A 13,807-nucleotide genomic window follows, 5' to 3' on the forward strand; every position below is an offset into this window, starting at 1 on the left:
GTGTGTAAGCCAATACTACTGGTATCGGCCTGAAAAGTCAAACAATGCGTTTTTCATAGGTCATCGCGCCGCCGCTCTGCATGCTGTCCATGATGTCGTTCACTATCTCATCGCAGCGTTCGTTCCCGTGATGCCCGGCATGCCCTTCCACCCACTGCCATCGGACGTGATGCCGCTCCGCCGCCTTCTGGAGGGCTTCCCACAGATCGCGGTTCTCGACGGGCTTCTTATCCGACTTTTTCCAGCCGCGCTTCATCCATCCGTGTATCCACTGCGTCATGCCCTTGACCACATAGGTGCTGTCGCTCATGAGCGTGACCTCGCAGCTCTCGGTAAGGCGTTTGAGCGATGCAACGGCAGCGCTCAATTCCATGCGATTGTTCGTCGTTACGCGTTCGCCGCCGCCGATCTCAAGCTTCATATGCGATGGCAGGTCCTCGATGACCGCGCCCCATGCACCGATGCCGGGATTGCCGCGGCAGCCGCCGTCGGTATGGATGATCACACGACGCATCGATCACCGTTCACGGTTGCGGAAGAATCTCGACCGCAGGTAATTCGCCTGCAGTTTGCGAATGAGCAGGTTCACGACACCCGCCATCGGCACGGCGATGAGTATCCCCACCACATTGAAGAAATAGCCGCACAGTATCGTCGAGAGTATGATGATGACCGGCGAGAGCTTCACCTGACGCCCGAGCACGAGCGGTGTTATCACCCAGGAATCGAGCACCTGGCCGATCACATAGATGACGGCGACCTTTATCACGCCGACGATCATGACACTGTCCGCAGAGAATGCGGCGACCACGAACGTCGGAATGACGATAAAGCCTCCGACGATAGGGACCATATTGAATACGCCGCGGATTATCGAAAGGAGCAGGCCGTAACGGACACCGGTGACAAGGAACATGAGGAAGAACACGATCGCAATGATGGTCGACGAGAGCAGGATGCCGAAGAGATAATCATGCACCACACGCTCGGTCCGGGCTATGAACGCGCGTATCTCCGTCTCATAGGAACGGGGGATGAACCGCGAGAAGAACTGCCGGAAGCGATCGAAATCCAGGAGCAGCAGAAAGACGATTATCGGCGTCGCTATGATATAAAGCAATCGAAGCAGAATGGCGCCGACACCGCGGGTGATGTTCGCAAAAAAATTATCAACAATATGCATTATCGAGGTCGATGCCCAGCCGGTGAGGAATCCCGGGCTCATGTCGATATCATACGCCGGCAATCCTGCCGATTTCAATGTCGCATTTATGAAATTCATCGCTGAAACAACGAAACGCTCAAGGCTCGAAAGATACAGCGGCAGGTTCGACAGGAACCCCGATCCCTCGCGGACGAACACCGGCACAACGAGCGCGACCAGTCCCGCGATGGCGAAGAATATCGGGAAGAACGCAAGGGCAACAGCGAGCATATGCGGGATGCGCTTGATATGCCGCTCGATGAACTTCACGATGGGGTGCATGAGATAGGCGATGACGACGGCGAGTATGAACGGCGTTACGATGGCGGCCGTTTTCGACAGGAACCAAAGGCCGAAGAGCGTTGTGAGGGTTATGAGGAGTATCTTCGCCCAGCTGTATCGAAGGAACGGCAGGAGCATTGCGGCGCTGACGAGATAGAGCAGTATCGGCGACCGAAGGATATCGATACGGAAGGCGAAGATCACGAGGAGCGCTCCGATGACGGCGATAAGAAGCACATTGCCGCTGATGAGCAGTCCGACATTGTCGTTCGAACGCCGCTCAGGGAGCTTATCACCGTCTTTTTTTCGGCCGAACTTGAAGAACATAGCTCACTCCTCAGAGAGAACACCCTTTATACGTATGAGCTCCTTCCAGAGGGAAGCGGCCTTTGCAAGGGGGAACATCGTCGCCGCATCGGACAGACCCTTCTCCGGCTCCGGATGCACTTCCATGAACACACCGTCAATGCCTGCGGCAACGGCCGCACGCGCCAGGTTCGGTATGAACTCGCGCCCGCCGCCCGACACCCCGCTCGCGGCCGAGGGGAGCTGCACCGAGTGCGTCGCATCGAAAATGACCGGTGCGTATCGGCGCATGATGACAAGATTCCTCATATCGACGACGAGATTATTGTAGCCGAACGAATTGCCGCGCTCGGTCAGGAGCAGTCGCTTCTCCGACGCAGCGTCCGAACATTTCTCCGCAATGAAGCGGGCGTCATCCCCGGAGAGGAATTGCCCTTTTTTCACGTTCACTGCACGGCCGGTCTCGGCGGCGGCGCGGAGCAGATCGGTCTGGCGCGAGAGGAAAGCCGGTATCTGTATGATATCGGCAACGCGCGCAGCTTCCGGCGCATCGGCAGCGGTATGTATATCGGTCACTATCGGGAGCCCGGTACGCTTCTTCACCTCGGCAAGTATGGCAAGGCCGTCCTTCATCCCCGCCCCGCGATACGATGACTTCGATGTACGGTTCGCCTTGTCATAGGAAGCCTTGAACACAAGCGTGATATTGAGCTCGCGCTTGATGGCAAGAAGCTCGGTCGCTATGGCATGGGTCATAACCGCGCTTTCGATGACGCAGGGCCCGGCGATAAAGAGGAGCTCGCGTCCGCCTGCGGTGATATTATTGTAGTTGAATCGCATGGCACGTCCGATGTATCAGGATACTGTATTCTATCATGCGCTATCATATGCCGCAAGGAGCGAAGGGTCGAGGTGTGTGACTTTCCATTGTGGTAACGCAGCGAAATAATTGCATGAGGCCGGAATCAGCAGCCAGACACGAATTACACTAATTTCCACGAATTATTCGTGGTTATTCGTGCAATTCGTGTCTATCCCTCTTAATTTGGCGTCAATCGATCAGAGCATTTCACCTACAAAAAAATTCACTCACAGGGGCGAGCCGCCGCCGGCGTGAACGAAATAATCGCACTTTTTTCCTCTTCATGCGTTATAGAGGAAGCGGAGCCCGGTACGGGCCGGATACCGCGAACATAGGGAGCATGACGATGAACATCAATGTCAAGGACGCGCTCGCCGAGCTTGACCGCGTCACTGCCGAACGATTGGCGCGGGAGAACAAGACCGCTTTAATGAAAAAGATAGATGGCTTGCCTGAACTGGATCGCTCGGTGTTCCTCCTTCGGGCGCAGAAACGCTCATATATCGAGATAGCACATCATCTCCGGCGTCCGCTGCTCGATATCAAATGCGCCATGTGGGATGCCGTTGCGGCGCTCTCAGCGAACGCACAGGCCGGTTCGGAAAAGAACTAAGCGTTCTCCCAGGGCCTGGCGGCAAGATACCCGACTATCTCGGGGACTATCGCCGACAGCGGAAGTACTTTATCGGCGGCGCCAAGTCCGATGGCCACGCGCGGCATGCCGAATACGGTCGATGTCTCCCTGTCCTGCGCAATGGTGAACGCACCGCTTTCGTGCAGCCGGTGCAGCCCCTTCGCACCGTCGCTCCCCATGCCCGTCATGAGCACGCCGACGGCGGAACCCGACAGCGTCTTCCCGATCGAATCAAAAAGATAATCCGCACTGGGAACATGCCCGGACACGAGCTTTGCATCCTCGGCGACGGCAAATATCCTTCCGCCATGCTCGGACACGCCCAGATGACGATCTCCCGGGGCGATGTAGACGGCGCCAGCCTTCAATTCCTCCCCATGCTCGGCCTTCTTAACGATGAGCGTGCAGATATCGCCGAGACTCTCCGCGAACGATTGCACGAAATCATCCGGTATATGCTGCACGAGCAGAACGGGGAGCGGGAAGTCCTTCGGGAACTGCGGGAACATGACGCGCAGCGCGCGCGGACCGCCGGTGGATATCCCTATCGCGAGCACGCGCGGGAATTTCTTTTTCACGTGTGCCGGAACGGGCGCCGGTGCCGGAGATGCCGCCGTCTCTTTTGCCGGCGCTTTTCGTTCGTGTACCGCCGGCGGATCGATATTGACATCCCGATCGCTCAGGTGGGCGATGGCCTTCACCTTCTCTATTATCTCGCTCGCGGAGCGTTCTATGTCAACAGAAATACTGCCCGACGGCTTATGGACGATGTCGAGCGCGCCGAGCGCAAGGGCTTCTATGGCGATGCGGCTCCCCGCCTTCGTCAATGCGCTCACCATGAGGACACGCACGGCGGCCTTCTCTTCTTTCAAGCGTGCGAGAAGGTCAAGGCCGTTCATCACCGGCATTTCCACATCGAGTGTTACGACATCCGGGGACTTTTCCTTTATCTTTCGGAGTGCTATCTCGCCGTTCTGCGCGTAATCGACCACTTCTATTTCGCCGTCTGCGGAAAGCAGCCGCCCGATCATTTTCCGCATGAGGGACGAATCATCAACGATGAGAACACGTATTTTTCCCATGGAGGTCACACTTCGAACGCCAGTTTCGAGTGGCGGTCCTCTATCGGTATCACATAACGGCCGGTAAAACACGCGTCACAGAGCCCGTCGCCGGTGGACGACGCCGCCTCATGGAGACCTTCCAGCGAAAGATACGCGAGCGAATCCGCGCCGATGGACCGGGCTATCTCTTCCGTGCTTTTTTTATTGGCGATAAGCTCTTCGCAGGTGCCGAAATCGATGCCGTAGAAGCAGGGGAATTTCACCTTGGGGCTGGCTACGCGGAAATGCACCTCTTTTACGCCGGCAGAACGGAGCATCTTGATGATGCGCATCGATGTCGTTCCGCGCACGATGGAATCCTCGACAAGGACGATGCGTTTCCCCTCGAGGAGTTTCGCTATCGGCGCGAATTTGAGGCGCACACCGAGCCCGCGTATGGCCTGTGACGGCTCAATGAACGTACGTCCGACATAATGGCTCCTTACAAGCCCCATGGTGAACGGTATGCCGCTCTTATCGCTGAAGCCGAGCGCCGCGGGAACGCCCGAATCGGGCACCGGCACGACAAGGTCGGCGTCCACCGTCGATTCTGCGGCAAGCCGTACGCCGGATTTATATCGCACGCTGTGCACGCTTTTCCCGAGCACATTGCTGCTCGGTTTTGCGAAGTACACGTATTCAAAAAGGCACATGCGTTCGCTCGTTTCCTTGAACGGGAAATCGGAACGCAGCTCATTGCTCGCAAGATCGATCGATATGACCTCGCCGGCTTTTATGTCGCGGACGAACGATGCGCCGATCATATCGAAGGCCGATGTTTCGCTCGCCAGCACGTACGAATCGCCCAGGCGCCCGAGCGCAAGCGGGCGTATCCCGTGCGGGTCGCGTGCCGCAAGAAGATGGCCCTTCGTGAGTATCATGTAGCAGTACGCGCCCTCAATCTGCTTAAGCCCCTCGATGAACGCCATCACGATGTTCTTTTCCCGCGAATGCGCCATGAGGTGTATGATTATCTCGCTGTCCGTCGTAGTGTGGAATATCGATCCGTCGAATTCGAGGCGATCACGGAGCGATTTTGCATTGACGAGGTTGCCGTTGAGCCCAACCGCGAGCGTTCCGCGATTGGACATCATAACGAGCGGCTGCGCGTTCATGAGGTTCGATCCGCCCGTCGTGCTGTAGCGTACATGCCCAATGGCCGCGGTGCCGGTGAGCGTACGGAGATTATCCTCGGTGAAGAAATCGCCGACCTTGCCCTGCCCTACCGCCTTGACGATCTTGGTGAGGTCCGAAACGGCTATGCCGCATGATTCCTGTCCGCGATGCTGCAGCCCATGAAGGCCGAGATAGGCGTAATTCGCCGCTTCATTATTTGCCGTTATTCCGAAAACACCGCATTCATCATTCTTTTCTTCGGCAGTCGATGAGCGCACGAATGTATCCTTTTTTTATGTGAGACTGTTATTATACAAAACATCGGCGATTTATCAAGCTCGGCCCTTCCTACACTCTGACCTTCCCCTGTCGAAGCACTCGCTTACCGATGCAATCATATATCGTTGACGGTGCCGCATCGACAATATCGCCGCCGTCGATGATGATATCGACCTTCTCTTCATACCGCTTCACGAGCTCACGCACGGAGGTTATCAGCGGCGCACCTGCGCCGTTCGCCGAGGGGGCGACGATCGGGCCGCTCAGCGCAAGCAGTTCCCTGAGGAACGCATCATCGGGGACGCGCAATGCAATGGTTCCGCTCACATATGAAAGCGAAACGCGTTCGGTGAGCGGCAGTATGAATGTGATCGCACCGGGAACCTTCGCTCGAAGCTCCTCGGGAAGCGGCATATCGGAAAAACGTCCTATCGCCGCGGTGTCCGGTATCAGCACAAGGAACGGCTTGTTCTTCTCGCGTCCCTTTATCCGATAGATCCGCTCGACGGCGTTCTCGTTGAACGCATCGGCGGCAAAACCGTACACGGTATCCGTCGGTATGATTGCCACACCGCCGTCCCGGATGACGCGTGCGCAATCGGCGATGGCCGTACGTTCAGCGATCGGACGTATCATCTCTTCTTTTCACGGAACAGGATGCGCGCAAGTATGATGGTGAATTCGTAGAGGAGATACAACGTTACGCCGACGATGGACTGCGTATAGAGATCGACCGTCGGCGTTATGAGCGCCGCGATGATGAATATCGCGACGATGACATGGCGGCGATACTTCGTCAGCATGTCGACCGAAAGAACACCTATCTTGATGAGCACGAGGAGTATCCACGGCGTCTGGAACACGAGCCCCATCATGAGAATGAGAATGATGAGCATATTGAAATATTCGCCGACGCTCCAGAGCGCCTTGACACCGTCATTCTTCGCGAAATCGATGAAGAAGTTGAACACGGTCGGCGTGAGAAAGAAATAGGAGAATGCCGCCCCGCCGTAAAAGAACACGATGACCGACAGCACCGCCGGAAAGAAGTATCGCCGCTCTTTCTTCGTGAGCGCCGGCAGGATGAACGTTGCAAGCTGAACAAGCGCCACCGGCACCGCTGCGAAAAGCCCCGAGAAAAAGGCGATCTTGATATAGGTAATGAACTTTTCCTGCGGGCGCAGATAAATGAGCTCCACGGTCAAATGACGCACCGGGGCCTTGAGGAACATTATCACCTGATCGATGAAGATGAACGAAACGATGGCCGCGGCGGCAAGCACCGCGAGCGATATGAGCAGCTTCCCGCGAAGTACATCGAGGTGTCCGAGAAAATCAAGTTTATTATGGTCGACTTTTGTCATGGAACGTGATTATACCGCGCATCGGGAAAATCGCAATTTTATCGCACTCACCAAACCCTCACATAAGGGGAAAGAAAACCACTGAGGCCACAGAGAAAATACCGAGAGGGAGCGGAGAGAGAAAATAAATAAATCACCTATTGGGTAAAAACCAATGCCCGCTCTTTCCCTGTTTTCTCCTGCTATTTCTCTGTGTTCTCTGTGGTTGCATTTCTCTTTCGTGATAAATTCGGCACCGCATCCCTTCGCTCAAGCAGCTCGTTCATCGCCGCGAGTACGTCATGCGTTTCAATGGCGTCCATACAGCGGACATCGGTACATCGCGCCTTCGCATCGCACGGGCGGCACGGCGACGGACTTGCGACCACACGGGTGTGATCTCCGAGCGGCCCCGCCTTTTCACTGCGCGTCGCGCCGAAAAGCGCAACGGTCGGCGTCCCTGCCGCTGCGGCAAGATGCATGAGCCCCGAGTCATTGGCTATGACGACATCGCATTGCGTGAGCAATCGTGCGGTATCGAGCAGACTGTATTTTCCGACGGCATCGACAACCCCGTACGCTGAGACCATTTCATCGAGGAATGCGCGATAATGCACCGCCTCATCCTTCGAGCCGGCGATGATAATGCGTTCCTTCTGCCCGGCTATCGATGCGATGAGCGCTCTCCATCGCGCAAGGGGATACATCCGGCGCGGGTCATCGCGGGTGAACGGAGCGATCCCAATGGTCGGCACCGGTGAACGCGGCAGGATATCTCCGGCGGGGACATTGATATGCGGTGTCAGTTCGGAGGCAGGGATACCGAGCGGCGCAAGCAGGTCAAGGAAATGATGCATGCGATGCCGGTCATCGATACGCGGACGCACGCGATGTGTCAGGAGAAAACCGCGCATATCGGAGGCAAGGCCGACGCGGACGCGTGCATGCGCAAAGAACGCGATGAACGCCGCAAAAAAACCGCCGGGCATGAGCATCATCACATCGATATGTTCTGCGGACAGCACCTTCGCGGCACGCAGCATGTCGGGAACGGATGCTTTCCGGTATCGAAAATGGTGCACCGCCGAGAACATACCGCTCGCTGAGTACAGCGGTGCGGTCGATGTATCGGTGACGAGTATCGAGCGCGCCCCGGGATAATGCGCAAGGAAAGAGCGCATTGCAGGCAGCGCCAGCATCGAATCGCCGATACGCTCGGTGTTGAACACAGAGACCGTCATCATCCTATACTACAGCGTACCCATGCGGAGGTCAATGCAGCAGTGCGAGCCATCGGAACAGCCCCGACGCGGCGAACCAGATATCCCGAAACGCTCCGACATAGAAACGATACAGATCGAAATTCGCGAACAGAAGCTTCATGACCAGGGTAAGTACGATGAGATTCGCAAGAACGATCATCACCGTTGAGAACACTATGCCCTCGTCCCTGAGGTCCGGCTGATAGGAACGCGTATATGCCGCCGTGCAGCCGATATGGAACCCGTAGCTGACGCCGAGCAGGAAATAATAGAGCGTGCGCATACCGGCCATGGGTATGAAGATATCAATGAGATTATACACGGCGACAATGATGACCGTATACACGGGTAAGAAATAGGGTGCAAGCGCGATGAACGAATTCGATTCGGTGGCTGTCACCATGCCGCCGCTCGAACGCACCTTGAACGAGGTGACCTTTCCGCCCGATATGAGCACGGCGAGCGCATGGGTAAGCTCATGCCCGAAAACATAGATCGCGGACGGGAGCGTGATGAACTGGCTTGCCACGGCGAACACGAGGGCGCCTGCCAGAAAGAACAATCCCGGGCGGCTGAACGCCTCGCGAAGCGGAAAGACGGTCCGTACAAGCTCAGCGCCGAGCCCCATCGCAAGTATCGCAGAGAGCACGAGCACGATGATCTTGACGGGGCCGTATACGCGCACGGTTTTATTCCGGGAACAGGCTGTTGAGTGTTTGGATAAGATCGTCCATGGCGAACGGTTTTTCAATGACGCCGGAGGCGTTCACTTCGGCAAGGCGGTCGCGTATCGCTTTTGTCGTCTGGCTCGCGATGACGATCATCGGGAGCGAACCAACGGCGCGGCGGGCATCGACGAGCATTTCGCCGCTGTTATCGAAGCTTTTAAGATGGGTGATGATGACATGCGGTTCCTCCTCCATCTTTTTCGCGGCGTCCTCAAGGTTCGCGGCGATGAACGTGGTAAAACCGTGTTTTTCCAGGGCGTAGGCGATGAAGTTCCTCAGGATCTCTTCATCGTTGAGTATCATGATCTTCTTGTCTTTCATTGAGTATCCTTCGTTTAGCACAAGACCATGTGAACAAGGGATGATCCGGGCTTCGGGCATTGCTCAGGGCAATAGTTTCAGGACGGGCAGCGCCACCTCCAGGACAGCAATGATAACGATATTCGCAAGGGCGAACGGGAACAGACGCGTCCACCCGAGGCGCATGAGCGAATCATAGCGGAACCGCGGCAGCGTCCAGCGCACCCAGATGAACAGAAAGCAGAAGAAACCCGCCTTGATAAAGAGCGATCCGACGCCGGCAAGCACCGCGATATTATGCGGCAGCGTATCCGCCCATCCCTGCAGGAACGGTATATGGGTGCCGCCGAAGAAGAGCGTGACGATGATGAACGAATTGGTTATCATGTTCATGTATTCGCCGAGATAGAAGAGGCCGAATTTGATACCGGAATATTCCGTGTGGTAGCCGAACACAAGTTCATTCTCGCATTCCGGCAGATCGAACGGCGTACGGGAATTTTCCGCATAGATCGCGATGAGGAACAGCATGAACGCGATGAATCCGAAGGGAAAGAATGTGAGCGCATGATACCCCGGCACCTGGACACCGGCAACCGTTATGAGCGTCTCCCGCTGAGCGTCCACAATACCCGAAAGGGTGACATCACCGCTCATCATGACAACGGCGAGGAGCGAGAGCCCAAGCGTGAGTTCATAGCTCACGAGCTGCGCCGCACCGCGTACGCTGCCCATGAGCGAATATTTATTATTGCTTGCAATACCGGCGAATATGATGCCGTAAAGCCCCATCGAACCGACGGCAAGAAAAAAGAGGACGCCGATATTCGGTTCAAAGAGCGTAAGCGATACCGTTACATTCCCGAAGATGAGCGGATCGCCGAACGGCATTGCGCCCCAGAGCGTGAGCGCAGCGGCAAAACTCACGAGCGGCGCCGCAATGAAAAGCACTCTGCTTATCACGTTCGCCGGGACGAACGATTCCTTAAAAAAGAGCTTAATGCCGTCGAGGAAAGGCTGGAACATGCCGAACGGGCCCGCGCGGTTCGGTCCGAAACGGTCCTGCATGAATCCGGCGAATTTACGTTCTGCAAGCGTGAAGTACGCCACCCCGATCATGAGTACGGCAAGAATGACGACATATTTGGCTATCGCGATGAGCCACGGATTGGTCAGAATGCTCATAAGCAGCGGGTCGATCATCATAGGTGTTAACCATAATACCTTAAATCGTCACGGAATTCAAGCGCCATTCACCGATGAGACAGACCGACCCTCCCTTGCACTGGGATTTGACAAATCCCGGTGTATGGATAAAATGTACGGAAGTCATTCGCAATGAGCTCATGGATATCCACAGTACGGGGTATGATAGTGCAGTCAGTCCTTGTTCAAATACTCATCGCCTGCTGCTGCGGGGGCATCATATCCGTGCTGTGCTCTCTTGCCGCGCCGCTGTTCGGCGTTACCGCGCCAACACGGGGGGCGTTCCACCTGTTCGCTTTCGCTGCGGGGGCGGCCACCGGTATTATTTCATTCCTGGTGCTGCGCCTGTTCACGATGCGTTCGATGCGCGCGATAGCACGGGGCATGTCGTCGACGAGAAAAGGCGATGAATTCGACCTTACGATGCGCCTTACCGAGAACGGCGGTGCCATTGGTGGCATATCGCAGGCATACAATGTTTTCATCGATCAGATGCGCGGGCTTGTCGATGCCATGCATAAGAACCTTTCCTTATCGAAGAACCAGCGTGTGCTCCTGACAAAAAGCATGGAACAGACAACGCGGGTGATAGCGGATATTTCCTCGGCGATATCCGCCCTGCGCGATACCGCGGACCGTCAGACAGCGGAGGCCGCGCGGACAGAGGATTCTCTCACCCTGCTCAACAACTCCGTCCTTGTCGTCATGACGCACACCGCCGAACTCGTGAGCGAGATGTCGAACCTTACCGATATTTTGAGCCAGGAATCGAGCGCCGTGGAGGATATCATCAAACAGATAGATGATATGGCAAGGACGGTAACGCTCATCTCTACATTATCCGATGACGCAGACAAGACCACGATAGAGCTCACCGCGCTTTCCGGCGAGGGCGGCGAGCATGTACGGGCTACGAGCGCTGCGCTCCTCGATGCGAAGGAAAGCGTCGCGAAGGTGCGGGCCATCGTCGAGGGGATAAGTGTCATCGCCAACAAGACGAACACGCTCTCGGTGAACGCCGCCATAGAGGCGGTGCGGGCGGGTGCCGCCGGCAAAGGCTTCGGCGTGGTCGCGGGCGAGATACGAAAGCTCGCGGACACGACCTCCCGCATGGGCGGCGATGCCCAGGCGGTGCTCGATGAGATAATCGCGAAGATAGGCGGTTCATCGCAGAAGATGACGGCTACGGAAAAAAGTTTTGCCACCGTGCGTGACCGTATCGGCACGCTCAAGGGGATCGTCGGGCAGGTACGGGCGGGCAATGACCAGAGCCGTACCGCAGCGGAGGCGTTCACACGGAACACGGAGATAATACGCGGCATGGCGGTCACGATACAGGAAAAATACGGCGACGTCGACGGCACGCTCTCAACGATAAAGGACCGCCTCTCCTCGCTCAAGGAAGCCACCGATGTCTGCGTCAATGCCATGGCGGAGCTGGTGCGACTCGCAACAGCGGTACGCGAAGCCTCGGTCTCCATCGATGACGGCACGGCAAAGATCGGCAAGTCGGCGGAACGCGTATCACGCGAGATCAAGGATGCTGACACGTGGATAGCCGGCATGGAAACACTCGTCTCTCGATACAGAACGAAAGCGGAGGCAAACCGTGAAACGTATCGGTGAAATGCTCATCGAGGCGAAACTGCTCACCAAGAGCGATCTTGACCGTGCGCTCGCCCGCCAGCGTGAGATGCAGGACAAACGGCCTGTCGGTGAGATACTCGTTGAGATGAAGATCATCACGCTCGATACGCTCGTACAATACCTCGACATGCAGCTCCGGCAGAAATTCAATAATTGATGCGCGCGCGGCGATACGAGACTGCTGCGAAAATGCTATTCGCCCATAACAAATCATAATGAGGATTAAAAACTCATCAGAATCGAAGAGAACAGCGGGTTGCAACCCGCTGTTCTCAATTTTCGCGACAGTCTCGTACGCATGGAGATGCAATTATCCCGAAAGTACGTTATACTCCATGCGCCCGTTGTGATACTCACGGCGGAGCATTATCGTAAGGATATCCCATGTCTCTTTCCATCGGAATTGTCGGCCTTCCCAATGTAGGTAAATCGACGCTTTTCAACGCGCTCACCAATGCGAACGTCGATGCGCAGAACTACCCCTTCTGCACCATTGAGCCGAACACCGGCATTGTCCCCGTTGTCGACGAACGCGTCGATACGCTCGCGCGCATGCATGATTCGAAGAAAAAGATCTACGCGACGGTAAGCTTTACCGATATCGCAGGGCTCGTCAAAGGCGCATCGAAGGGCGAGGGCCTCGGCAACAAATTCCTTTCCCATATACGGAGCGTAGACGCGATAGCACATGTGGTACGTGTGTTCAAGGACGACAATGTCACCCATATCGGCACGGTCGACCCCGCACGTGACATCGGCATCATCAACACCGAACTTATTCTCGCTGATCTGGAAAGCATATCGCTCAGGAAGGAGAAAACCGTCCGCGCGGCGAAGTCAGGCGACAAGGAAGCGCAAAAGGAGATGGAAGCCCTTCTCAAATGCGAAGCGCATCTCAATGACGGCAACATGCTCACGACGCTCGCGCTCGACGACGATGAACGCGCGGCCGTTGCGCCGATGTTCTTCATTACCGTGAAGCCGACGCTCATAGCGGCGAATGTCGGCGAGAACGATTTCAAGGACCTTTCCGCCAATACGAACTATACGGCGCTCACCGATCACGCAAAGAAAGAAAATATATGTGTGGTGCCATTCTCCGCGAAAATAGAGGCCGAATTGAAGGATATTGCCGCCGAAGAGCGCACGGAATACCTCAAGGACCTCGGCATCGAGAGATCGGGCATAGAGCGGCTCGCCGTGGCGGGATACGAGCTCCTGAACCTCATCACGTATCTGACCGCCGGCGAGAAAGAGACGCGCGCCTGGACGATACACAAAGGCGATACGGCACCGAAGGCAGCGGGTGTCATCCATACCGATTTCGAGAAAGGGTTCATCGCCGCCGATGTCATCGAGTATGAAAAGCTCGTTGCAGCCGGCTCGCTCGCCAAGGCGAAGGAAGCGGGCGCGGTGCGTCTCGAAGGAAAAGAGTACATTGTCAAGGACGGCGATGTGATGTTGTTTAAATTCAACGTGTAGATGCTTCGCACAATGGTTCATGCGCCCTTGTTTCGCGACTGTCCCGGCATATC

Annotated in this window: 15 protein-coding genes; 4 read left to right on the forward strand and 11 right to left on the reverse strand. The window is 56.1% G+C overall.

Features of this window, described 5'->3' with window-relative positions:
* Window positions 1–37 precede the first annotated feature (37 nt).
* The 3 genes from rnhA to kdsA are packed head-to-tail and all read right to left on the reverse strand — an operon-like array spanning window position 38 to window position 2,632.
* Window positions 38–514: a ribonuclease HI gene (gene rnhA, locus AABZ39_07670; protein ID MEK6794637.1), complete on the reverse strand. Its 477-nt coding sequence runs from the start codon at window positions 512–514 to the stop codon at window positions 38–40.
* Window positions 515–517: 3 nt separating this feature from the next.
* Complete coding sequence (locus tag AABZ39_07675) at window positions 518–1,813, reverse strand: AI-2E family transporter (GenBank protein ID MEK6794638.1); 1,296 nt, start codon at window positions 1,811–1,813, stop codon at window positions 518–520.
* A gap of 3 nt (window positions 1,814–1,816) precedes the next feature.
* Window positions 1,817–2,632 carry a 3-deoxy-8-phosphooctulonate synthase gene (gene kdsA, locus AABZ39_07680; protein MEK6794639.1) on the reverse strand — a complete coding sequence of 272 codons (816 nt, stop codon included), beginning with the start codon at window positions 2,630–2,632 and terminating at the stop codon, window positions 1,817–1,819.
* A 368-nt stretch (window positions 2,633–3,000) separates the two neighbouring features.
* On the opposite strand from kdsA, the gene AABZ39_07685 reads away from it, so the two are divergent.
* The gene (locus AABZ39_07685; GenBank protein MEK6794640.1) at window positions 3,001–3,267 is read left to right on the forward strand and encodes a hypothetical protein; all 267 of its coding nucleotides are present in this window, start codon (window positions 3,001–3,003) and stop codon (window positions 3,265–3,267) included.
* Here the strand turns inward: AABZ39_07685 and AABZ39_07690 are convergent.
* The 8 genes from AABZ39_07690 to AABZ39_07725 form a co-directional block, all read right to left on the reverse strand.
* Window positions 3,264–4,370: a chemotaxis response regulator protein-glutamate methylesterase gene (locus AABZ39_07690; GenBank protein MEK6794641.1), complete on the reverse strand. Its 1,107-nt coding sequence runs from the start codon at window positions 4,368–4,370 to the stop codon at window positions 3,264–3,266. The two genes, AABZ39_07685 and AABZ39_07690, sit on opposite strands and share 4 nt — an antisense overlap.
* Window positions 4,371–4,375: 5 nt before the next feature.
* Window positions 4,376–5,785: an amidophosphoribosyltransferase gene (purF, locus tag AABZ39_07695; protein MEK6794642.1), complete on the reverse strand. Its 1,410-nt coding sequence runs from the start codon at window positions 5,783–5,785 to the stop codon at window positions 4,376–4,378.
* 70 nt (window positions 5,786–5,855) lie between these two features.
* The gene (locus AABZ39_07700) at window positions 5,856–6,422 is read right to left on the reverse strand and encodes an L-threonylcarbamoyladenylate synthase (protein MEK6794643.1); all 567 of its coding nucleotides are present in this window, start codon (window positions 6,420–6,422) and stop codon (window positions 5,856–5,858) included.
* Window positions 6,419–7,150, reverse strand: a complete 732-nt coding sequence (gene tatC, locus AABZ39_07705) for a twin-arginine translocase subunit TatC (protein ID MEK6794644.1) — start codon at window positions 7,148–7,150, stop codon at window positions 6,419–6,421. The genes AABZ39_07700 and tatC overlap by 4 nt, the downstream gene beginning before the upstream one ends.
* A 182-nt stretch (window positions 7,151–7,332) precedes the next feature.
* The gene (locus AABZ39_07710; GenBank protein ID MEK6794645.1) at window positions 7,333–8,373 is read right to left on the reverse strand and encodes a glycosyltransferase family 9 protein; all 1,041 of its coding nucleotides are present in this window, start codon (window positions 8,371–8,373) and stop codon (window positions 7,333–7,335) included.
* A 28-nt stretch (window positions 8,374–8,401) separates the two neighbouring features.
* Complete coding sequence (locus AABZ39_07715) at window positions 8,402–9,076, reverse strand: hypothetical protein (GenBank protein ID MEK6794646.1); 675 nt, start codon at window positions 9,074–9,076, stop codon at window positions 8,402–8,404.
* 4 nt (window positions 9,077–9,080) lie between these two features.
* The gene (locus AABZ39_07720) at window positions 9,081–9,440 is read right to left on the reverse strand and encodes a response regulator (protein MEK6794647.1); all 360 of its coding nucleotides are present in this window, start codon (window positions 9,438–9,440) and stop codon (window positions 9,081–9,083) included.
* A 63-nt stretch (window positions 9,441–9,503) separates the two neighbouring features.
* Entirely contained in the window at window positions 9,504–10,622 is a 1,119-nt protein-coding gene (locus tag AABZ39_07725) for a complex I subunit 1 family protein (protein ID MEK6794648.1), read from the reverse strand.
* 135 nt (window positions 10,623–10,757) lie between these two features.
* Between AABZ39_07725 and AABZ39_07730 the strand changes: the two genes are divergently transcribed.
* From AABZ39_07730 to ychF, 3 genes are all read left to right on the forward strand, one after another.
* Window positions 10,758–12,251, forward strand: a complete 1,494-nt coding sequence (locus AABZ39_07730) for a methyl-accepting chemotaxis protein (GenBank protein ID MEK6794649.1) — start codon at window positions 10,758–10,760, stop codon at window positions 12,249–12,251.
* The gene (locus tag AABZ39_07735) at window positions 12,235–12,429 is read left to right on the forward strand and encodes a hypothetical protein (GenBank protein MEK6794650.1); all 195 of its coding nucleotides are present in this window, start codon (window positions 12,235–12,237) and stop codon (window positions 12,427–12,429) included. Before AABZ39_07730 ends, AABZ39_07735 begins: the two co-directional genes overlap by 17 nt.
* Before the next feature lie 227 nt (window positions 12,430–12,656).
* Window positions 12,657–13,754, forward strand: a complete 1,098-nt coding sequence (gene ychF / locus AABZ39_07740; protein ID MEK6794651.1) for a redox-regulated ATPase YchF — start codon at window positions 12,657–12,659, stop codon at window positions 13,752–13,754.
* Window positions 13,755–13,807: the final 53 nt, after the last annotated feature.

It is taken from the genome of Spirochaetota bacterium, assembly GCA_038043445.1.
Classification (GTDB): Bacteria; Spirochaetota; Brachyspiria; order Brachyspirales; family JACRPF01; genus JBBTBY01.